We start from the raw sequence: 22013 nt of genomic DNA on the forward strand, positions 1-22013 counted from the left end.
GTTTCACGGCGCGCGGGGACCTGGCCGATCTCGACCGGGCCATCGACTCCTACCGGCTGGTCAGCCGGGTACAGCGGGCGCACCGTTCGGCGGACGCCCTGACCGGTCTCGGCAACTGCCTCGGCATGAGGGCCCGGGCGACCGGCTCCGCGCGGGACCTGGACGAGGCGGTGGCGATCTGGCGGACCGCTGCCGCGAGACCGGGTCAGGCACGGATGCGCTTCCTGGCCGCCGCAGCCGCCGCGGTGAACCAGGGTGAGCAGGGCCGCCTGGCCGACGCGGTGGACGACTACGCGAACGCGATCGGGCTGCTGCCGTTGCTGGCCTGGCGCGGCCTGGACCGCTCCACCCGTGAGGAACTGCTCGCGCTCTCCTCCGGTCTCGGGCCTGAGGCTGCCGCGTCGGCCACCGCCGCGGGCCGGCCCGAACAGGCGGTGGAACTGCTGGAACAGGGGCGTTCCCTGCTCTGGGGGCAGCTTCTGGACACCCGCACCGATCTCACCGCACTGCGCGAGGCGCATCCCGGCATCGCCTCCCGGCTCGCGCGGCTGGCGGCCGAACTCGACCGGCCGGCCGAGGACCCCGACGAGCGCCGGCGTACGGCCGACGCCTGGGATCTCCTCATCGGCCAGGTCCGGGAACTCGACGGTTTCGGTCTCTTCCTTCTCCCGACGCCCTACAAACAGCTCTCACGGGCCGCGGCCCGCGGCCCCGTCGTGATCGTGAACGTCAGCCGGTTCCGCTGCGACGCCCTCGTGGTCGGTCCCGACGGCGTCCGGGTCGTGCCCCTGCCCGCCATGACCTCCGAGGAGGTGGCGCGCCGGGCGACCAGGTGTCTGTCGGCGGCCGATCAGCTGACCCGCGGGGCCGGCTCCGGGGTCGCGCGCCAGGCGATCCTCGCCTGTCTGGAGTGGATGTGGGACGTCTGCGCGAAGGTGGTGCTCGACGCGCTCGGGCACACGTCCTCGCCGGACGCTGCCGGAGGCGGGTGGCCTCGCGTCTGGTGGTCCCCGACCGGGCCCCTCACCCATCTGCCGCTGCACGCCGCCGGTTACCACGATCCGGACGACGGCCCGGGCCCGGACTCCGTACCCGACCGGGTGATCTCGTCGTACACGCCGAGTCTTCGCGCCCTGATCCACGCCATGCGCCCCGCGCCGGCGGCGCCCGGACCCGAACGGCTGCTCGTCACCGCCGTCCCCACTGCTCCGCCCTACGCCCCGACGGCCCGTCCGCTGCCCTCAGCCGCCGCCGAGGCGGGCCTGGTCGAGGCGGGCTTCGCGGGCCCGTGTACCACGCTGATCGGCGCCGAGGCCACCCGGTCGTCGGTCCTCACCGCCATGCGCACCCACCCGTACATCCACTTCGCCTGCCACGGCGGACAGAATCTCGCGGAGCCCAGCAGCAACGCCCTGTATCTGTACGACGGCCCGCTGAGCCTCACCGATCTCATCGCCCTGGACCTCGAACCGGCCAGGCTCGCGGTGCTGTCGGCGTGCGAGACCGCTCTCGGCGGCTTCGCGCTGCCCGACGAGGCGGTCCACCTCGGCGCCGCCTTCCACATGATCGGGTACCGCCAGGTCGTCGCCTCGCTCTGGTCCGTGAACGACGGCACGGCCCCGGCGGTCGCCCTCTCGGTCTGCGAGAACCCGGGGAACGCGGCCGAAGCCGTCCACCGGTCCACGCGCCTGCTGCGGGACCGGCACCCCGGCGACCCCACGGCCTGGGTGCCCTACCTGCACATCGGTTCCTGAGAGCGCCGTTCTGAGGGCAGCGCGGTGTGCAACTGCGTCAGCTCCGCGGTTGCACAGCCGCGGGCTGCGCCTTCGCCACCTTGTCGAGGGCGTCCTCCAGCTCCCGCCACTCCTGGGCCTGAGCACGTACGACACCCAGGATGATCGGGACGCAGTGCACCGGGATGGCTTCGAGCACATCACGCCTCAGCATCTGCGCGGGCCTCTGGTGCAGGAGCCTGAGCAGACCGCGCCCGTTCGCCTGGTACTTCAGCGAGGGGTCCTGCCGCAGATTCGCGAGTGCGCTCTCCACATCGACGGCAGCGGCGGAAGCCTCCTGCTCGGCCTGCGTCGGAACCCGGGCGCTGCACACACGGGTCAGGGCCGCCGGCACCGCGGACCCCGACGGCGCCTTCTCCATGTCGCCCCGGATCCTGCGCACCGTCCCGGGCGAGATGCCCGCCTGCCTGGCGATCTCCCGTAATGACGCGTCGGGCTGCGCCGTGAGGAGTTCCCTGGCAGCGCTGCGCCGGGCCGCGCTGTCCAGCGGCCTGGCCCGTCCGTCGAGGCCGATCCGCACCTGCGGGTCCGGCTCGCCCTGCCCCGCCCTGCCGCGCAAGGCACTCACCGTCTTGCCCGAGAGCCCGGACGCCCTGCCGACGGCACGGTCCGACCATGCCGGGTAGAGCGCGATGACCTGCCGGGCAGCGTTCCTGCGGTCCGCCAGCGTCAGCGGGAGGCCGTGGGCGATGTTGGCTTCCACCGCGTACAGGAATGCCTGTACGTCGCTCATGTCGACCATCCGGACCCGGATTTCGGTCCGCCCGCAGGCAATGGCGGCCTTCAGTCTGTGCATGCCGTCGATGACTCGCATGCTCCTGCTCTGAACGACGATGGGCGGAAGCTCTTCATCGCATTCGGTGAGAACTCTGACGTGATCCTTGTCTATGCCGCCTATCCGGACATGCCCACCCGGACGAATCTCCTCGACAGGCATCATGATCACTGGCGTCAGGGTCATGAGCGTCAATACTGGGCCACCCTCACGTGCCAAGACTTCACCCTCCCCGCAAGCCGCTCCGCATTCCGGTGACTTCGCCTAGATCCGTCTTCATTTCTTCCCCGCGACGAAGACGGTTCGGGCAGTCCGGCCATGAGGACATGCAGCCTCATTACCACCCAGGGAGCGCTCCCATGGCCAATCAGCCTGTCGGATGCTAGTCCTTCGGTCAGGACATGAGAAGAGTCGCGGAGACGACTGCGACAGTTGGCCGAGAAGCGGTCCGCCGGGCCCTTCGAAGTCCGTCCACGAGCACGACGGCCACGGGGTAGCAGGACGACGGAGCACAGGGAGGGGCGGACCACCGGTGCGGCCCCCCGCGCGCCCCGCGCTGTCGCCCGCCGTCCCGCCCCCGGCCCGTCCGGACGGCGGCACGGCTCCCCGCAGCGTCGCCGCACCCGGTGTTTCGTGCCGGTGAATGCCACCCTTGACCCGTCGTTCGGTCGCGAGTTAACTACCCGAGCACTTGTCCGCTCCATTCCCCTTGCGCGGCTCTTATGGCCCACCCGCATCGAAAAAGGAGGCGTAGGTGGCAGCCACATGGCCGTACCGGAAATGAAGTGCGTGATACCGGCCGCCGGTTACGGCACCCGTTTTCTGCCGGCCACCAAGGCGATACCCAAGGAGCTGATTCCTCTCGTCGACAAACCGGTCGCCCAGCATGTACTGGAGGAGGCGAGGGCCGCCGGACTCCACCGGGCCCTCATGGTCGTCGGCCGCCACAAACAGGCGATCGCAGACCATTTCGACCGGTCGATCGAATTGGAGCAGCACCTGATTCGAGAGGGTAAGGAATCGGCGCTGGAACAGTTACGTGCCTGTTCGGAACTGGCGGAGATCCACTACGTACGGCAGGGGGAGGAACGGGGGGTGGGTCACGCGGTTCTCTGCGCTCGCACCTATGTGGGCGACCAGCCCTTCGCAGTCCTGCTTCCCGACGAGATCATCGATCGGCGGGCCCGGCTGCTGGAACGCATGACGGCTGTTCAGCGGCGCGCGGGCGGCAGCGTGGTGGCCCTCACCGAGGTGGATCCCTCCGAGATCCATCTCTACGGTTGCGCCCAGGTGGAAGCGACCGACGAGAAGGACGTCGTCCGGATCACGGGTCTGGTGGAGAAGCCCGAGGCCGGCGATGCTCCCAGCAATCTGGCCGTGGTGGGCCGGTTCGTCCTGGACCCCGGTGTCTTCGCGGAGCTGGAGCGCACTCCCCCGGGACATGGCGGTGAGCTGCAGCTCACCGACGCCCTCCACGGCATGGCCCGCCAGGACTCCGGCGGCGGGCCGGTCCACGGTGTCATCGTGCCGGGCGGCCGCCACGACACCGGACACCGGGAAGGCCATCTGCGCGCCACCGTGGAACTCGCCTGGGCCCACGAGGAGATCGGCCCGCGCTTCAGATCGTGGCTGCGCGCCTTCGTCGCGGACTCCTCCGGCGACGACTGACCCGAGTGCCGTGGCACGGACCCGCCACCGCGCCGTACCGCAGAAGAAACCCCGGAACCGTCATGGATCGGAGATACCTGATCTCGATGCGCAACCTAGCTGTCTTCTCGGCACTCGACGAGCACCTTCTCCTGGAGGAGCCGGCCGAGGCCGAAGCCGTACTCGACTTCTTCCGCCGCCCGGACGGGTCGCCGGACCCTGTGCGCTGCGCGCTGCTCCTCGCCGAGGGCAAGGAGGCGGCCGGGTGCCGCATCGATGACGCGCTCGGCCGCGCGGCCACCGGGCAGGACGGGCGCTCGGGCCTCTCGGCCCGGGCCGTGGTCGACGAAGTGGCCTCCTGGGCCATCGAGCTCACCGGCGCCGAGGCGGTGACCGTGTCGCTCGTGCTGGCGGGGGTGTCCACCGTGTTCGCCTATGCGGGAACCTCCGAACTCTCCCTGTGCGACGCCGTTTCGGGCGCCGACGGCATCGACCTCGTCAATGGACGCGGCGACAAGGAATCGGCCTTCATGGCGGCCGGTGCCTCGCTCCTGCGGCCGAACCGAGGGGCGGCACTCCTGCACGGTGCCCGCGGGCTGACCAACGCCATGGGCGCCGTGGCGGACGCCCGGAGGAGCGAGGCGGGGACGCTCTGCGTGGTGGGGCTTCCTTCGTCCGGCTCGGCCCGTTTCCTCCCTCCGCACGGTGAGGCCGACCTGCTGGCGGGCCTGAGCGGGCTGGTGGACTGGGTGTGGGAGGCCCCGGCCGTTCCCTCCGGCCGCGCGGAACGCCTGCGCGAGGCGGGGCGTTTCGTGCTCCGGCTGCGGCAGGCCCTTGCCGCGTCCTCGCAACCGCCCCACAGGCCCGCCCTGTTCGGTGTACCCCAGGACGTTCTGGAGGCGCCGTGGATTCCGCTGGACGTGCTCTGTTCCGGGCCCGCCGTCCCGGAGGTGTCCGAGGGCGGGCGGTCAGCCGTGGAGCGCGTACTGGAGGAGATGGCCGCGGCCGAACGGCCGCTGTTCCTCATCGATGACTACGCCCTGTCCTATCCGGGGGTACGGGAGGCCCTGGACGGGATCAGCAGGCGTCTCGGGGCACCGGTGCTGCAGGTGCGTTACCGTCGCGGCCCCATGCTGTTCGAACGGCTGCGGCAGGACGAGGTGGAGAACTTCGTCGGCTGGCTGAATCCGTTCGCCGAGCCCCACACCGATCTCCTGGACTCATGCGACCTGCTGGTCACCGTGGAGGACCGCAACATCTACGAGCGGGTCGTGGGCAGGCTGCCCGGCTGCCGGAAGATCGCACTCAACACCGACCCGCAGAAGGCCGTCAAGAACGAGTACCTCCAGGAGAAGGACCTGCTGCTCGTCGGGGAGCCGACCGGGCTTCTGAACGAGCTGACGGCCAGGCTCGAACAGCGGGGAACGGCCCCCGGAGCCCCGTGGTTCGGCCCCGAGGCGCGGGACCCGGAGGGCTCGGACTCCGACGAGGAGAGCCTCCGTGCCCGGGACGGGCGCCGTCCGGTGGTGGAGGCGCTCGCGCACGTACTGGCCGGATGGGACCGGCCGGTGCTGGTGGACGACAGCCAGATGTTCGGCGGCCTGATCGCCGAGCACTACGACCTGCTGCCGAAGGGCCTCCGGGTCTTCGGCGGGCACGGCGCCTTCGTGGGCAGCGGGCTGTCGTACGCGACGGGGCTCGCCATCGGCGATCACGGCGCACGCGTGATGTGCACGCTGGGCGATCAGGCATTCACCAATTCGTTCCAGGGGCTCGTCTCGGCCATGGAGCAGAAGGCCCGTGTCCTGTACGTGGTCTGCAACAACGGCGAATCGGTCTCCCTGCAGAAGCAGGGGCGTACGTCGCTCGGCGCGAAGGAGCGGCCCTACCTCTCGAACGTCCCCGGACTCCGCTACGAGGCGATCGCCCAGGCCATCGGCATCCTGTGTGCGTGTCGCCGTTCCGGTCGGGGGCGCGGCCGGGGAGGTACGGAGCGCTCTGGCCCGGCTCAACGCCGCTCTGGCCCACGCCGCCGCCGTCGACGGGCCGTGCATGGTGGAGCTCGTCCTGCCGTCCGAGCCCGAGGTGTGGGCCGGGATCTGGCTCACGAAGGGGCTCGAGAGTACGAAGCCCAAGGATGCCGGCACGGCGTCCGAGGACTCCGCGCCGATCCCCGTCCTCGCCCGATGACACCGACGGACACGAGGACGGAGCCGGCCGGGGCCGTGGGCCGGCCACGACGGGCGCGCCTGGGCCTGATCGTCGTCTACTTCGTGAACGGGGCACTGTTCGGCCACTGGGCCTCCCGCATTCCGGCGGTCAAGGACCATGTGGGCGCGGGCACAGGTGAGCTCGGCCTGGCGCTGCTCGGCCTCGCCCTGGGCGCCCTGGTGTCCAAACAGATATCGGGGCAGGCGGTGGCCCGGTTCGGCAGTGCGCCCGTCGCCCGGGTGGGCATCCTCCTGAGCTGTCCGGCTCTCGTGCTTCCGGCCCTGGCCGACAGCGCCGTCCTTCTGGGGCTGGCCCTCGTCGGGTTCGGCGCCGCCCTCGGTGTGGTCGACGTGGGCATGAACGCCCACGGTGTGACCGTCGAGCAGGAACTGGGCCGTCCGGTCCTGTCCTCACTCCATGCTTCGTACAGCGCGGGCGCCCTTCTCGGGGCCCTGGCCGGTGGCGCGGTCGCCGGTCAGGGGATCGGCCCGCAGGCGCACTTCGCGCTCGTCGCCGTCGTGGGGGCCGCGTTCGCCGCCGTAGGGGCGTCGTGGCTCCTGCCCGCCGGGCTGGACGCCGTCCCGCGGACCGGCTCGCAGCCCCGCTGGGTCGGGCTGCCGCGGAGCGGGCGGCTCCCCTTGCTGCTGCTCTCGGTCGCCGGCCTGTGCGGAATGGCCGTCGAGGGCGTCACAGCGGACTGGGGCGCGGTCCATCTGCGGGAGGATCTCGGCCAGAGCGCGAGTGTCGCCGCGCTGGGCTACGCCGCCTACTCGGTCTTCATGGCGACAGGCCGTGTGTTCGGCGACAGGGCGACCGCCCGGTGGGGCAGCATGCGCGTGGTCATGTGGTCGGTCGCACCGGCCGCCGCTGTCTTCGCTCTCACCCTGACGACCGGGAACGCCCCCTTCACGCTGTTCGGTTTCGCCTGCCTCGGTCTCGGCCTGTCCGTCAACATCCCGGTGATCTTCTCCATGGCGGGCAGGCTGGGCGGCGACCGTGCGGGCCCCGCCATCACCCTGGTCTCCAGCATCAGCGGCACCGGCTTCTTCGTGGGCCCGCCGGCGGTCGGTTTCCTGGCCGAGGCCGTCGGACTGTCCGCGGCGCTGAGCACCGTGAGCCTCCTCGCCCTCACCTCCCCGGTCCTCCTGTACGTGATCAGGAGATCGCAGGGGGCGGCCCCGGCCGTCCCGTCCCCGCCCGTTGCTTCCTCGTGAACACCTTCCATCGCGTCTCGAACAGGGAGAGAAGAATGCCCGGTCTGATACCCACCGATCCCGATGTGCTGGCAACCGCGGTGGCGGACAGCCTTGTCGTCGCCGTGGACGCGGACTCCCGCCGTTCCTGCCTCTTCTACTGGGAGAACGCCCAGCCCTGGCTGCGGGCGGTCGTCGACGCGGTCAGGGGCAGCGAGGACGAGGAGATCAGGACGCTGGGACAGAGCCTGCTCGACAGTCCGGCGGACCCCCGACGCCACCGGGCGCTGAGATCGGTGCTCGCGGCACGTGGAGCGGGTGACCCGTCGGTCGTGTCGCTCTTCGAGTCCGCGTGGGCCGCGGAGTGCAACAACCGGCTCGGATACCACCTCGGCGACAAGTACGAGAACGGCGACGAGTCGGTGTCCCTGGACGCACTGCGCGACCTGAGTCCGGTCGCACCGCCCAGCGGCCGGACGGACGCCGAGGTCGTCGTCGTCATTCCGTTCCGGGACCGGGACACCGGCGGCATGCGTCTGCGCAACCTCATGGCCTGCCTGCTCTCGCTGGCGGACCAGTCGTATCCCCGTGACCGCTACCAGGTCGTGGTGGTGGAGACCGACGACAAGCCGCGGTGGCGCGAGGTCCTGGAACCGCATGTCGACCACCACATCTTCGCTCCCAAGCACTCCTCGTTCAACAAGTCCTGGGCCGTCAACGTGGGCGTGCTGAACGCTCCCGGACGCGCCGAGGCGATCTGCATCCTGGACGCGGACGTCCTCGCGGACCGCGACTTCATCGCCCGTAACGCCGCTCGCTTCGAACGCCCGGGGACGAGCGGCCATCTCACGTACCGCAACATGCTGAGCCTCAGTGAGCACGCGACGTCGAAGGCCATCGAGCAGCGGCTGTTCCGGGGCGAGGAGCAGGCCGACCCGGCGCTGCTGCGCGGCTTCGAGCTCCGCCGGCCCCCGGGCTGCTGCCTGTGGGTGCGGCGCAGCGCCTTCGACCTGATCTCCGGGATGGACGAGCGCTACGAGGGCTGGGGCGGCGAGGACAACGACTTCGCGTACCGGATGGACTTCAACTCCGCGTTCGACAGCTACGAGGACGTGCTGCTGCACATGGCCCACCCGCCGGCGTCGATCCTCCAGGAGGACGGGGAACTGGTCAATTCGCATATTCCCGGGCTGAGCTGGCGGCCGAGCGAGCCGATCGGAGCCATCGACCGCTTCGCCGACGAGAAGTGACGACCGCGCAGCGGGCGCGCGGTACGCCCCGTGTCGTGGTGATCGGTGGTGGCCGCGGGCTGACCGCGACGGTGAGGGCGGCGCGCCGGTACGCCGGCCACACCACCGCCGTCGTCACGACGGCCGACGACAGCGGATCGACGGGAAGGCTCCGCGCCTCCATGTCCATCCCGGCGCCCGGTGACATCAGGCGGTGTCTCCTCGCGATGGCGGGTGTGGAGGACGACCCGATCGGCAAGGCCTTCGAGTACCGCTTCCCGGGGACGGATCTCGACGGTCACGCGCTCGGCAATCTGGTGCTGGCGGGTCTTGCCACGGTGCGGGGCGGGTTCACGGAGGGGGTCGGGGAGCTCGCGGCGCTCCTCGGTGTCCACCCGGACACCGCCCAGGTCTTCCCGGCCACGGTCGACCCGGTCGGCCTGCGGGCGACGACGGTCGACGGGCACGAGGTCGTCGGCCAGTACGCCGTGTCGCAGACCGCGGGCCTGCACCGGGTCGCCCTGCATCCGCCCGGGTGCGGGGCGCCGGACGGGGTGGTGGACGCCATCCTGCGAGCGGACCAGGTCGTGATGGGCCCGGGGTCGGTGTACACGTCGGTGCTGGCCGCCGCGCTCGTACCGGACGTGTTCGCCGCCCTGAACACCACCACCGCGCGGAAGGTGTACGTGTGCAACCTCGAACCCGAACGGGCCGAGACCACGGGTTACGACGTCGCCGCTCATGTGGCCGCGCTCATGGACCACGGTGTGAAGCCGGACCTGGTGCTGGTCAGCAGCGGGGGCACGCTCCCGCTGGACAACGTGAAGATCGATGTCGTCCAGGCGCCGCTGGCCCTTCCGGACGGCAGCACCCACGACAGCGTCGAACTGGCCGCCGCACTGGCAGGTCTGCTTCCCTGACAGCAGGAGGAACCGCCCATGGCCTTCTTCACCATCGCATGCGCGTTCCACGACACGGAACGGCTTCTGGAAAAGACACTGCCCCTGGCGATCAGGTCCATCACGCGGCCCACCCGCCATGACTTCGAAGTGATTCTGGTCGCGGACCGGGCCACCGATGACGCGGTCGCGCGGCTGCTGCCCAGGCTGGAGGAGTTCGGCGTGGACGAACTCCGCTTCCGGCGCACCGATCGCAATTCTTTCGCCGGTCTTCCGTCGAACAACTTCCACGGGAACAACTTCACCGTCACCAACCCCTATCTCATCGTCTTCACGGACGATTCCTTCATCTGGAAGACGGATGAGAACTTCGACGTCCTCGACGCGACGGCAAGGCTGTTCGAGCAGAACCCCGAAGTGACGTTGCTGAGCAAGGTGGACGACCACGAGGAGTGGGACTCGCCCCTCATCGACGTCGGTCCGGAGATCGAGCCCGGAGTCAGGTCCGTCAATCGCGTGGTGGATCAGTTCATGGCGTACGAGACCCGTCGGTTCGAGCCGGTGGCGCGCCGGTTCGGAGCGTGGGACCGGGACGTCTTCACCGGGAAGATGGGGTTCGAGTACCACTGGGAGGCTCTCGCCAGCCATGTGGGGCGGACCGGGGGCCGCAGCATCGCCTGGCCGGGACAGTGGCCGCTGCGCGTCCGGCACTGCGATCTGCGTTTCAACGCCGGCAGTATGCACGGAACCCAGGACGAGGACATCAAGCTCAAATGCTTCGAACGCCTCCTGGAGACCGAAGGACTGCACAAGAAATAGCACGCCGGACATCGAGAACGAGGAGATGGCTATGCAACGGCCACAGCGGGCGGTCGTCACGGGCGGAGGCGGCTTCATCGGTTCCCATGTGTGCGACAAGCTGCTGGCTGCCGGCACGGAAGTTGTCTGTGTGGACAATTTCTCCACCGGCCACCGGAGTAATGTCGAGCATCTGGCGGACCACCCCGGATTCACGCTCATCGAGGCGGACGTCACCGAGGAATTCGAGATCCGGGAACCCGTCACGCTCGTCCTGCATCTGGCTTCCCCGGCCTCTCTGCCGGAATTCGCCAGGCTGCCGATCGAGACGATGCTCGCCGGAAGCTCGGGAACGTACAACACCTTGCGCATCGCGCGGCACCACGGTGCCCGCTATGTGCTCGCCTCGACCTCCGAGGTCTACGGCGATCCGCTCGAACACCCGCAGAAGGAGACGTACTGGGGCCACGTCAATCCGATCGGCCCCCGCGCCGTCTACGACGAGGCCAAGCGGTACGCGGAGGCGATGACGGTCGCGTTCCGCCAGACGTACGGCGTGGACACCGGAATCGTCCGGATCTTCAACAGCTACGGGCCCCGGATGCGGGACGACGGCCGTGTGATCCCCAACTTCATCGCACAGGCGCTGGACGAGGTCCCCCTGCTGATCCACGGTGACGGCGAGCAGACGCGGTCGCCCTGCTACGTGGACGACACGGTCCGGGGCATCCTCGCCGTGGCGGCGAGCGGCCTCGGGCAGCCGGTGAACATCGGCAACGTGGAGGAGATCAGCGTGCTCGGACTCGCGCGCCTCGCGCGGGACGCGGTGGGCAGCGGATCGCCCTTCAAGCACGTGGAGGCCGACCACGACGACCCCCGGCGCCGCCGTCCGGACATCAGCCTGGCACGGCGCGAACTCGGCTGGGAGCCGCGGGTCTCGTTCGCCGAGGGGCTCGGGCTCACGGTGGCCGCCATGAGGCGGGCGCGCCAGGGCCTCAGCGGATGAGGAAGCCACCGATGTCGGAATCCGGGAAGACGGTGAAGGCGGAACCGTGTACGTGATCTCTGTAGTGGGCTGCGGATATCTGGGCGTCACCCATGCGGCGGGCATGGCCGAGCTCGGTCACGATGTCATCGGCATCGACGTGGACGCCGAGAAGGTGGCGCTTCTCAACGAGGGCCGGCTGCCGTTCTTCGAGCCCGGTCTCGACGAGCTGGTGGTCCGCCATCTGCGGTCGGGACGGCTGCGCTTCAGCACGGCATACGAGGATGCCGGCGCCGCGGACGTGCACTTCATCTGCGTGGGCACCCCGCAGCGGCAGGACGGGACGTCGGCGGACCTGAGCCACATCGACGCCGTGGCGGCCGGTCTCGCCCCCCATCTGGCCAAGGAGTGCCTGGTCGTCGGGAAGTCCACCGTGCCCGTGGGCACGGCCGCGCATCTGAAGGCCGTGCTGCGTGAGCAGGCTCCCGCGGGGGACGTCCTGTCGGTGGCCTGGAACCCCGAGTTCCTCAGCGAGGGCAAGGCGGTGGCCGACACGCTGCGCCCCGACCGCATCGTCCTGGGCGTGGAGAACCCCCACTCGGAGAAGACGCTGCGTGACGTCTACGCCCCGTTGATCGAGGCGGGAGTTCCGGTGGTGGTCGCCGACCTCGCCACCGCCGAGGTCATCAAGTCGGCGGCGAACTCCTTCACGGCGACGAAGATCTCCTTCATCAACGCCATCGCGGAGTTCTGCGAGGCGTGCGGGGCCGACGTCAAGGTGGTGACCGAGGCCCTCGCGTACGACCCGAGGATCGGGGGGCAGTTCCTCACCTCCGGTCTCGGTTTCGGCGGCGGCTGCATGCCGAAGGACATCCGGGCGTTCCAGGCGCGCGCCGACGAGCTGGGAGCCCATCGCGCCCTGGCGTTCCTCGCGGAGGTCGACGCGGTGAACCTGCGCCGCCGGGACAGGCTGGTCGAGCTGGTCCGTGAGCAGTGCGGCGGAACCTTCGAGGACCGGCGCATCGCCGTCCTCGGTGCCGCGTTCAAACCGGGGACGGACGACATCAGGGACTCGCCGGCCCTGCACGTCGCGAACGAGATACAGCGCGAGGGGGGTGAGGTGACCGTCCACGACCCCCGGGCCATGGACAACGCCCGCCGGTCCTTCCCTCTGCTCCACTACGCCCCCGACGCCCTGACGGCCGCCGCCGGAGCCGACGCCGTGGCCCTGCTGACCGACTGGCCCGAGTTCGCGGCGCTGGAGCCCGGCCCGCTCGGCCGAGTGGTGCGGCACCGGAGCATCGTCGACGCACGCCATGTGCTGGACGACGCCGAGTGGCGCGGGGCGGGGTGGACGTACGCCGCCCCGGGGCGGCCGTCGCCCGCGCCGGTCGGAGACGGCTGAGCCCGGCACATCGACGTACCCGGTGCGCGGTCGGCGGGCTCCCCCGGTCTCGGCACCGCGCCGCCACCTGGATGATCCTGGGGCGAATGGTCACCGCGCGGATCGCCGCCCGGCCTAGGGTGCAGCGGACGGGGCTGCCACCACCCCAGTGATCCAGGCCGTCAAGCGCCTTCGGACCGTTCCAGAGGAGACCCCCTGATGCGCAGTGTGACCTACTCGATGAACGCTTCCCTGGACGGCTTCATCGTGGGGCCGGACGGCGGCTTCGACTGGTCGGGTCCCGACGAGGATCTCTTCCGCTTCGCCACCGACGAGCTCCGCCAGGTCGGCGTCCATCTGATGGGGCGTCGGCTGTACGAGACGATGCTGTACTGGGAGACGGCCGCCGAACTGGACCCTTCGCTCGACGACTCGAAGCTCGAGTGGGCCGCGCTCTGGAATCCGCTGCCCAAGGTGGTGTTCTCCACCACGCTGTCGACGGTGCAGGGTCATGCCCGGCTGGCCTCCGGGAGCCTGGCGGAGGAGATCGAGCGGTTGCGAGCCGAGCCGGGAGAGGGCGACATCGCGATCGGCGGCGCGACTCTCGCCGCCGAGGCTGCCACGCTCGGCCTGATCGACGAGTACCGGCCCAGAATCCATCCGGTGCTGGTCGGTGGCGGCATTCCGTACTTTGCCCGGAACGAACGCCAGGTGGATCTCGAACTCCTGGAAACACGTACGTTCCCGTCGAACGTCCACTGCCTCCGCTATCGCACGGCGCGTCAGGCCTGAAGGTGCGTGCGGAACGCCAGGGCCTACGACGTTGAGCACTCACGGAGCGTCGTGAGAGCGACAGGCGCCGCCGTGATCCACTCGTGGGGCGGAGAGATCCGGACGATGGCCGCAACGGTTGCGTCGTAGCCATCGCGCCGCACGCGGCCCGTCACACCGGCTCAGGTGACCACGGAGCCCAGGCAAGAGCGCTTCGCCATGCGGCTCCGCCACGGGCCCAGTCCTGGACCACCTTGGCAACAGGCTCCACGGCGAACACCTCGTGCGTCCGCGGCACATGCGCGTGGAAGTGCCTCTCCGGGCCGCCTTCCCGGTACTCGACCCGGTAGCTGAGGTCGTCGTTGAGGTAGACCTGCATGTAGTGCTGGTCCGCGGGTTCGAGGCCGAGTCGCTCGAAGATGACGAATCGCCAGGTCAGGCTCATGTCGGCCAGCAGGTCATGCATCCGGTCGTCGGACGGGTCGTCCCACGACGTCCCGTCCCACTCGATCGCCCGTAGTACTGGTGTTGCCATGCGGCGACTGTACTGGCCGACGACGGCAGGGCCCCAGCGGGGTGCTCCTCAGGGAACAGGCCCCTTGTTCCCGGCGGACTCGTGCGCGGGCGGCCCGCGCGGCCCGTAGCGCTGGCACCTCCCCGGCCGAAGCGCGGTCGCGGTCGCCCTCACCCCATGGCGAGGGCTCGCGTCACGCGGTTGAGGTCTTCGAGGAAGCCGGCCAGACGTCCCGGGACACCTCTCAGGCAGGTCGCCGCACTGCGTCGGCGATGACCGCCGTCACGAATCTGCTGACGGCCGCCGTGGAGGGCGGGCCCGGGTCGCGGTCCGCGAACAGGAGGTGTCCGCCGCCGACCAGGGAGAGGGTGAGCGAGTCGATGTCGGCATCGGCGGCGACGCGGCCCCGTGCTCGCTCGTCCGCCAGATAGCCGGAGATCGCCTTCGTGGCCTGCGCGAGCATCGCGATGCCGCCTCCGGGCATGGCCTGCCGCAGCCGGGTGCGCAGCTCGTCCCGGAAGGTGATGAGCGGGATGATCGCCACCGGAACCGGCCCGAACAGCGCGGTCAGCGCGCCCACGAGGTTGTCGGCCACCGCGCCGGTGCCGGCGGTCTCCCGCAGCGCGCTCGCCTGCGTATCGAGCTGCGCGGCCCGGTCGAGGACGAGGTCGGTGAGGAAGGCGTCGAAATCGGCGAAGTGCCGGTGCAGGACTCCTTTGGCGCAGCCGGCCTCGTCGGTGACGGCCCGGCTGGTCAGCCCGTTCGGCCCGTCCCGCAGAAGTACGCGTTCGGCGGCGTCGAACAACTGCTGCCGCGCGTCGCGAAGGTGCACCCCAGTCGGCACTCGCAGATCCTCTCGTACGTCGCAGCACACTGTACCGAGTGGGCACACGCCCACTAAGGTGGGCGCATGCCCACTCTTTCGCGGGAACAACCAGAACCGTCACGCGCGGAGCCGCACAGGGCCCGGCGGACGGCCGAGTCGTTCGGCACGGACGCTCAGCGCTACGACCGGGCCCGCCCCGGCTACCCCGAGGCACTGGTCGCGCGGATCGTCGCCCGGAGCCCCGGGCGCGACGTGCTCGACGTCGGCTGCGGCACCGGCATCGCGGCCCGCCAGTTCCAGGCCGCAGGCTGTTCGGTGCTCGGCATCGAGCCCGATGCCCGGATGGCCGAGTTCGCGCAAGGCCGCGGCCTGCGGGTCGAGGTCTCCGCCTTCGAAGCCTGGCAGTCCGACGGCCGGACGTTCGACGCGATCGTCGCCGCCCAGTCGTGGCACTGGGTGGATCCGGCCGCCGGGGCCCTGAAGGCGGCTCACACCCTGCGCCCCGGAGGGCGGCTGGCGATCTTCGGCCACGCGTACGAGCCGCCCGCCGAGGTGGCGGAACCGTTCGCCGCCGCCTACCGGCGCGCCGCACCTGACTCCCCGTTCAGCGGCGGGCCCGCCCGACGCCCGCTCGACGTCTACCGGGCGGGCTACGAGAAGTCCGCCGACACGATCCGTGAGACCGGACACTTCGGCGAACCCGAGCATTGGCAGTTCGACTGGGAGCGGCCCTATACGCGCGACCAGTGGCTGGACCTGCTGCCGACCACGGGCGGTCTCACCCAGCTCCGCCCCGATCAGCTGGCCGAGGTGCTGGACGCGGTCGGGGCCGCCATCGACTCACTGGGCGGTCGCTTCGCCATGAAGTACACGACGCTGGCCGTGACCGCCGTACGCTCCGGCACCATCTCCTGAGCCCATCCGCCGGGCCGCCGCCGACGCGCCGACCCGGCGCGGGGCCGCCGGCAGGGCGCCGCCCATCCCTCCGCGAGATAAGTGGATAGCTTATCCGCATGCGTGTTACGCTCCGTCAACCGGATGACCTATCCGCATAACCGGCCCTGGAGTCAATGAGCATGAAGCGGACCGCAGTCGTCACAGCCGGAACAGCCAGTATCGGCCTGGAGACCGCGCTGGGACTGGCCGCCGCCGGATTCTCGGTCACCGTCGTCGGACGGGACACCGACCGGGCCGCCCGGGCGGTCGGCCGGATCAATGCGACGGACCCGGCCCACCCCGCCCGGTTCCTCTCCGCCGACCTCTCCTCCCTCGACGCGGTGCGCGCGCTCGCCGACCGGATCGGTGCCGAGCACGCGGCCTCGGGTGAGCCGCTGACGGTCCTGGTCAACAACCTCGGGGCGATGTTCGCGGACCGCCGTGAACTGAGCGGCGTGGAGGCGTCGTTCGTCCTGAACCATCTCTCGCCGTATCTGCTGACCGAGCTTCTGCTGCCCACACTGACGTCCGGCGCCCCGAGCAGGATCGTCAACGTGACCTCGGGCGCGGTCGTCGCCGCCAAGCGGGTGTTCGACGCCGTCGAACCGCCCGGGGGCTACTACGGCTTCCACTGGTACGGCCGCGCCAAGCTCGCCAACCTCGCCTACACGCTCGACCTGGCCGCCCGGCTCGACGGCACGGGCGTATCCGTGTTCGCGGCGGATCCCGGCGGCGCCGCGACCGATATGACCGACGGCACCATGAACGACCCGAAGATCGTCTCCCCCGGGCTGCGGCTGCTGTGGCCCCTGGTACGCCGCACGTTCGCACGTTCGACCTCCGGACCTGCGTCCACGGCGGCCCGGTCGTCGGTCATCGCCGCCACCGACAGCACCCTGACGGGCCGTACGGGCCTGGTCATCGGCGCCGACACCCGCCCGGTCGCGCCGCCCCGCACCGCGACGGACCCTCGCGTCACCGACGCCGTCCGGCGGCTCAGCGAGCAGTACGCACCCCTCGTGTCCGCCTGAGCCGCCCTGCGGCGGCGGCGCGGGCGACGAGCTATACGGATGGGGCATCCGGTTATCATGGCCCCATGCCGACGACGCCACTGCGCAAGGACGCCGCCCAGAACCGGGACCAGATCGTCGCCATCGCCCGTGCCCTCGTCGACGAGGGCACACCGCTGCAGCTCAACGACGTCGCCCGCCGTGCCGGCATGGGTGTCGGCACCGTCTACCGCCACTTCGCCACACCTGAAGTGCTGCTGGAGACCGTCGCCACCCCCTGTCTGGAAGCCCTGGCGGCGCACGGCGAGCAGGCGCTGGCCGACCCCGACTCCCTGCGCGCTCTGGAGGGCTTCCTGACCCGCACGGTCGAGGCGCAGGTCAGCGACGCCTCCCTGGCCCCTGTCACCGCGGCGGCTGAGAACGCCCTGCCGCACACCACGGCGCTCAAGGCCTCGCTCTGGTCCACCGGCACCGCGCTCCTCGACCGGGCTCGCGCGGCCGGGACCGTCCGCCCCGATCTGACCCCGGCCGACCTGGTCCCCCTCATGTGCGGAATCGCCTATGCCGTGGACGTCCACGGCGGCGCTCCCGCCGACCGGGTCGACACCGCTCGTCGCTATCTGGCCGCACTCCTCGGGGGTCTGCGAGCCGCACCGACAGAGGCCTGAGCCGCAGTAGCCCCTCACAGGGAACGGGCTCACGCGGACCGGGTTTCAGCCCTCGGCCTCGGCCAGGTACATCGCCACCGGGCCCAGCGTCAGCATTCCGCTCGCGGCACCGGCGTCCTCCGCGGCGGCATCCCTCAGGGCGGCCACGGCGCGTGCCGCGATCCCGTCCTCGCCCAGGCGTACGGCGGCGCGGACCGTCAGGCACCACAGGGCCTCCTGCATATGGTCGTGCGCCGGATCGGGCGCCGCGGCGAGGGCGGTACGGGCCTCCTCGGCCCGGTCCTCGGCCAGCAGCACGAGGGGGCGCGCCCATGGCAGGTAGGGACCCCAGTCGAGCTGCGGGCCGGTGGGCGCGGGCCGGCCGTGCAGCAGCCGCAGCCCCAGGAGGGCCAGCGGGAACAGACCGCGGTGGAGCCCCGGCATTCCGGCGGTCCGAAGGGCGTCCTCGGCGGCGCGGTAGTGGCCTGCGGCCGTGGCGGCGGTCGGGCCGCCGGGTTCGGTACTGCGGGCGGCAGCGGTCCTGGCCCGGAACCATCCGGTGAGGACGGGGACGAGGGGCGCCTCGGTGAGGGCGGCCAGCTGTTCGGCGGCTTCGGCGTGCCTTGCCGCGGCGTCGAGGTCGCCGAGGGCGGAGGCGGACTGCAGGCGGGCGAGCCGGCCGAGCACGGCGAAATTGGGCAGCCCGTGCCGGGTGGCCAGGTCGACGATCTCGGCGCCGATCGTGTCCCGTTCCGCCGCGAGCCCGGGCCGGTGGAAGGACTGGAGGAACACTCCGTTGAGGGCGAAGGCCAGCAGGGCCGGATCGGCCAGGTCCCGCGCCAGTGCCTCGGCCTGCCCCGCCGCCTGCCGCGCGCGCTCCAGCTCGGCCGCGGGGAGATCACCGCTGCGGCTCTCGACAGCGATCGTGGCCAGAAGGCGGGCGGACAGGTCGGCGGGGCCGTCGGGGCCGAGCGCGGTGAGCGTGCGCTCCGCAGCCGCGACGACTGCGCGGGACTGCCCGGGGTCGTCGGCCCTGCTCCAGATGGCGGGCACGTCGTAGGCGCCGATGATCCGGGCGGTCAGAAAGACGTCTCCCGTACGCTCCGCCGCCTGGACCGCGGCGAGGCGGTCGCGCCGTGAGTGGACGAGGGCGTCGCCACCCGCCAGTGCGAGAGTGCGGGCCAGATCCACCGTGGTACGCGGGCCGAGCTGGACACCAGGGCCGCTCCACCCCGTACGTACGCCGTCGAGGGGCTCCGCCCCGTTGAGGATGTCCGTCTCCAGGCGCTGGAGTTCGGCGCTGGGGTCGAGTCCGAGCCGGTCGACGAGCATCGCGCGGGCGCGGCGGAGCGTGGCCAGGGCGTCGGCCTGGCGGCCCGCGCGGTACAGCGCGCGGGCGAGCAGCCCCCAGGCCGGCTCGCGCCACGGATGTTCGGAGACATGGGCACCGAGTTCCGCGACGAGGCCGGGCCCTTCCCCGGAGTCGATCAGGATGCGGGCGCGCAGCTCCACCGCCTCCAGCCTCAGTTCCGCCAGCCGGGTCCGCTCACGCTGCGCCCACGGGGAGCCGGGCACGTCGGCATAGGCGGGACCGCGCCAGGCGGCGAGCACGGCGCCGAGACCGGTCACGGCGGAGGGGTCGCGCCGGGTGCGGGCCAGGGTGTCCTCGAAGAGATGGACGTCCACGTCCTCACGCGGCAGGCGCAGCACATAGCCGGGCCCTTCGGTGACGATCACGCGCGGCGGGTTGCGGGGCGGCCGGTCGGGTTCGAGAGCGCGGCGCAGAGCGGCGACGAAGGTCCGCAGCGCGCCGACGGCGCGGGCGGGCGGATCGGTCCACAGGTCGTCGACGAGCGTGTCGGTGGTGACCATGCGCCCCTCGGCGGCGACGAGGCGGGCCAGCACCTCGCGATGACGGGGTCCGCCCAGGTCCACCGGGGAGCCGTCGTCGCTGAGGGCCCGCACGGCACCGAGCACGTCGATTCGCATGCCCCCATCCTCCGTAACCGGGGGGCGCTGCGCCCAACCGTACTGATCAGCTGCTGATCGTCTCCGTCCACGCTGTACCGGTCAGACCCCGACCGAAGGACGCCCTTCATGACACTCACCATTCCCGGCTTCGATCACACCCGCCTGCCCGGTGCGGACGGTGTGGAACTGGCCGCCGCCGTCGGCGGCACCGGCAGCCCGGTCGTGCTGCTGCACGGCTTCCCGCAGACCCACCTGATGTGGCGGTACGTCGCCGAGCGGCTCGCGGACAAGCACACCGTGATCTGTCCCGACCTGCGGGGTTACGGCGCCAGCGGCAAGCCCCCGGCCACCGGCCCCGATGTGTACTCCAAGCGCACCATGGCCGCCGACATCGTGGACCTGGCGGCGGCGCTCGGCCACGAGCGCTTCGCTCTCGTCGGCCATGACCGGGGCGCTCTGGTCGCCTTCCGGGCGGGGCTGGACCACCCCGAGACCATCACCCACCTGGGCATCCTTGACGTCGTACCGACGCTCGACATGTGGAACGTCCTGCACGGCGTCTCGGCGGCGGTCGGCTACCACCTCTTCCTGATGGCTCAGCCGCCGGGGCTGCCGGAGGCCATGATCGCCAACAGCGCGGACGCGTTCTTCGGCTCGTTCCTCGACGCCTGGGCCGGGGACGGGGCGGCCCTGCCGGAGGATGTGCGTGCCGCATACCTGCGGGCGAGCGCCGAGGCGGTGACGTCGATCGTCGCGGACTACCGGGCGTCGGCGGGGATCGACGTCACGCACGACCAGGCGGACCTGGACGCGGGGTCGCAGCTGGCCATGCCCGTGACGGTCGTCCAGCAGGACTGGGGCGCGCAGCTGGGCTACGACGCCGCCGCGGTGTGGAAGGCGTGGGCACCGGACCTGGACCACCGGCTGACCCGGGCGGGGCACTTCATGGCCGAGGAGGCGCCCGACGAGATCGCGACGGCGATCCGGGACCTGCTGGCCCGCTGATCCCTTCTGCTCCGGGCGCGCCGGACGGGCCGAGCCCGGCCGGCGCGCTCCGGGGCGCGCGGGAGGGCCCGATGGCGGCCGCACGGTTAGGGAACTCGCCCGTCCGGCTCCGGCGACATACCGGATGGCGCCCCGCGCCCGCCCTCTCAGCTCCCCGTCCGCGCACGCAGGGCCTGGACGGACCAGTCGAGCACCGGCCGCAGGCTCTCCGGGCCCGGCCATCCGTTGATCACCGCGAGCAGCGAGGAGTACTGCTCTCTGCGTGGGTCGTTCATGCGTTCCAGCCGGGACAGAAGCCGTACGCGGGGCCCGGTGCCGTCGCGGGGCTCGGTGCCGTCGCGGCGCTCGGTGCCGTCGCGGCGCTCGGTGCCGTCGCGGCGCTCGGTGCCGTCGCGGCGCTCGGTGCCGTCGCGGAATTCAACAAAAGGGGCACAGCGGTTCAGAAGGAGGGAGACGACCGGATCGGCCTGGGGTGAGCCTGGTTCGATGCCGCGTGCCACGGCCGGGGCGATCTGGTCACGGACGATCGCGGCCAAGTCGCGCTGTGATGTGGGTGGTTCGCCCTGGGGATGCCCGGCCACCTGCTCCTCGGCCAGCTGCCGCACATGAGCACGGAACTCCGGGTCCTGCGAGAGTTCGGCGAGTTCCACCCACGCCTGGACCTGTTCCGCGTCGGGGTCGTCGGGCAGTTCCGGAGTCATCGAGCGCATGATCCCCGCGAATACCGGGTCGTTACCCATATCGCCGAGGGCCTCTTCGAGGAACTCGTCGATCAGCCGTCGGCGTTCGGCTTCGGAGAGCCTGGCCAGCTGGTGCATCACATTCGTCTCCTCAAGGGTGGCTCCGCGCTTCGCCACAGCACTCAGCACCGCGCTTCGCGTCCGCAGGATCCGGATCTGCGCCTCCACTGCCTCGGCCTGCGCCGCGGCAGCGTCCGACAGGGCGAGTTCCCCGTCCATGACCTTCCGGACGACCGCGAGTTCCAGCCCGAGATCGCGCAGGGTCCGCACGAGATCCAGGCGTGCGACGGCAGCGCTGTCGTAGAGGCGGTAGCCGGCCGGGCTGCGGTCCGCGGGTGGGATCAGCCCGTTGTCGGAGTAGAACCGGATGGTCTTGACCGTGATACCTGTTCGTCGGGCGAGCTCGCCGATCGAGTGGAGCGTGTGGCCGTTCATCTCCCCACTCTCAGGTCTCCCCCTGCTGGAGACTCAAGCGTCCTGTTCGCCAGTGCGACCAGGAAGACGATGACGATGATGGTCGTGAGTGCTGAACTCATCACATGGTCCCCTTTTGAGACTGCGACCGGTCCTGCCCGAACTGGGCGGCGTCTGAGGCGAATTGAAGGCAGTCGCCTTCCCCGCGACCACCACACCCGGCGCAGCCGGCAGGGTCGCCTTCAGGACCGACCGGATGCTACGC

At 71.1% G+C, this 22013-nt stretch carries 18 protein-coding genes; 13 read left to right on the plus strand and 5 right to left on the minus strand.

Annotation, left to right across the window (positions count from 1 at the left end):
- Positions 1-125 precede the first annotated feature (125 nt).
- A complete protein-coding gene (locus tag ACWCQM_RS08890) occupies positions 126-1754 on the plus strand; it encodes a CHAT domain-containing protein (protein WP_450914600.1) in 1629 nt (542 codons plus the stop codon).
- Positions 1755-1791: 37 nt separating this feature from the next.
- Here the strand turns inward: ACWCQM_RS08890 and ACWCQM_RS08895 are convergent, their stop codons facing one another.
- Positions 1792-2607 (minus strand): winged helix-turn-helix transcriptional regulator, encoded by an 816-nt coding sequence (locus ACWCQM_RS08895; RefSeq protein ID WP_450914601.1) that lies wholly within the window; start codon positions 2605-2607, stop codon positions 1792-1794.
- Positions 2608-3333: 726 nt separating this feature from the next.
- Between ACWCQM_RS08895 and ACWCQM_RS08900 the strand changes: the two genes are divergently transcribed.
- From ACWCQM_RS08900 to ACWCQM_RS08935, 8 genes are all read left to right on the plus strand, one after another.
- The gene (locus ACWCQM_RS08900) at positions 3334-4236 is read left to right on the plus strand and encodes a UTP--glucose-1-phosphate uridylyltransferase (RefSeq protein WP_450914602.1); all 903 of its coding nucleotides are present in this window, start codon (positions 3334-3336) and stop codon (positions 4234-4236) included.
- A gap of 62 nt (positions 4237-4298) precedes the next feature.
- On the plus strand, positions 4299-7640 hold the full coding sequence (locus tag ACWCQM_RS08905; RefSeq protein WP_450914603.1) for an MFS transporter: 3342 nt from the start codon (positions 4299-4301) through the stop codon (positions 7638-7640).
- A 35-nt stretch (positions 7641-7675) separates the two neighbouring features.
- Positions 7676-8869, plus strand: a complete 1194-nt coding sequence (locus ACWCQM_RS08910; RefSeq protein ID WP_450914604.1) for a glycosyltransferase — start codon at positions 7676-7678, stop codon at positions 8867-8869.
- Positions 8866-9768 carry a gluconeogenesis factor YvcK family protein gene (locus ACWCQM_RS08915; protein WP_450914605.1) on the plus strand — a complete coding sequence of 301 codons (903 nt, stop codon included), beginning with the start codon at positions 8866-8868 and terminating at the stop codon, positions 9766-9768. The genes ACWCQM_RS08910 and ACWCQM_RS08915 overlap by 4 nt, the downstream gene beginning before the upstream one ends.
- Before the next feature lie 18 nt (positions 9769-9786).
- Positions 9787-10566 carry a hypothetical protein gene (locus tag ACWCQM_RS08920; protein WP_450914606.1) on the plus strand — a complete coding sequence of 260 codons (780 nt, stop codon included), beginning with the start codon at positions 9787-9789 and terminating at the stop codon, positions 10564-10566.
- Positions 10567-10591: 25 nt separating this feature from the next.
- Positions 10592-11551, plus strand: coding sequence for a GDP-mannose 4,6-dehydratase (locus ACWCQM_RS08925; RefSeq protein ID WP_450914607.1), 960 nt, complete (start codon positions 10592-10594; stop codon positions 11549-11551).
- Positions 11552-11603: 52 nt separating this feature from the next.
- On the plus strand, positions 11604-12935 hold the full coding sequence (locus ACWCQM_RS08930) for a UDP-glucose dehydrogenase family protein (protein ID WP_450914608.1): 1332 nt from the start codon (positions 11604-11606) through the stop codon (positions 12933-12935).
- 198 nt (positions 12936-13133) lie between these two features.
- Positions 13134-13706, plus strand: coding sequence for a dihydrofolate reductase family protein (locus ACWCQM_RS08935; protein ID WP_450914609.1), 573 nt, complete (start codon positions 13134-13136; stop codon positions 13704-13706).
- Between the two features lie 151 nt (positions 13707-13857).
- Here ACWCQM_RS08935 and ACWCQM_RS08940 read toward each other — a convergent pair whose 3' ends face one another.
- Together ACWCQM_RS08940 and ACWCQM_RS08945 are read right to left on the minus strand one after the other, a co-directional pair.
- Positions 13858-14220, minus strand: a complete 363-nt coding sequence (locus ACWCQM_RS08940; RefSeq protein ID WP_450914610.1) for a hypothetical protein — start codon at positions 14218-14220, stop codon at positions 13858-13860.
- Between the two features lie 223 nt (positions 14221-14443).
- Positions 14444-15043: a TetR/AcrR family transcriptional regulator gene (locus ACWCQM_RS08945; RefSeq protein ID WP_450914611.1), complete on the minus strand. Its 600-nt coding sequence runs from the start codon at positions 15041-15043 to the stop codon at positions 14444-14446.
- Between the two features lie 66 nt (positions 15044-15109).
- On the opposite strand from ACWCQM_RS08945, the gene ACWCQM_RS08950 reads away from it, so the two are divergent.
- From ACWCQM_RS08950 to ACWCQM_RS08960, 3 genes are all read left to right on the plus strand, one after another.
- Positions 15110-15940, plus strand: coding sequence for a class I SAM-dependent methyltransferase (locus ACWCQM_RS08950; RefSeq protein ID WP_450914612.1), 831 nt, complete (start codon positions 15110-15112; stop codon positions 15938-15940).
- 161 nt (positions 15941-16101) lie between these two features.
- Positions 16102-16992, plus strand: a complete 891-nt coding sequence (locus ACWCQM_RS08955; protein ID WP_450914613.1) for an SDR family NAD(P)-dependent oxidoreductase — start codon at positions 16102-16104, stop codon at positions 16990-16992.
- Between the two features lie 65 nt (positions 16993-17057).
- On the plus strand, positions 17058-17639 hold the full coding sequence (locus ACWCQM_RS08960; RefSeq protein ID WP_450914614.1) for a TetR/AcrR family transcriptional regulator: 582 nt from the start codon (positions 17058-17060) through the stop codon (positions 17637-17639).
- A 45-nt stretch (positions 17640-17684) separates the two neighbouring features.
- On the opposite strand, the gene ACWCQM_RS08965 is transcribed toward ACWCQM_RS08960, so the two are convergent.
- Positions 17685-19607 (minus strand): BTAD domain-containing putative transcriptional regulator, encoded by a 1923-nt coding sequence (locus ACWCQM_RS08965; RefSeq protein ID WP_450914615.1) that lies wholly within the window; start codon positions 19605-19607, stop codon positions 17685-17687.
- A 108-nt stretch (positions 19608-19715) separates the two neighbouring features.
- Here ACWCQM_RS08965 and ACWCQM_RS08970 point away from each other — a divergent pair, with 108 nt between their 5' ends.
- On the plus strand, positions 19716-20594 hold the full coding sequence (locus tag ACWCQM_RS08970) for an alpha/beta fold hydrolase (protein ID WP_450914616.1): 879 nt from the start codon (positions 19716-19718) through the stop codon (positions 20592-20594).
- Between the two features lie 146 nt (positions 20595-20740).
- Here the strand turns inward: ACWCQM_RS08970 and ACWCQM_RS08975 are convergent, their stop codons facing one another.
- Positions 20741-21769 (minus strand): MerR family transcriptional regulator, encoded by a 1029-nt coding sequence (locus ACWCQM_RS08975; protein WP_450914617.1) that lies wholly within the window; start codon positions 21767-21769, stop codon positions 20741-20743.
- Between the last annotated feature and the right edge of the window lie 244 nt (positions 21770-22013).

The organism is Streptomyces sp. NPDC002125 (assembly GCF_053593715.1).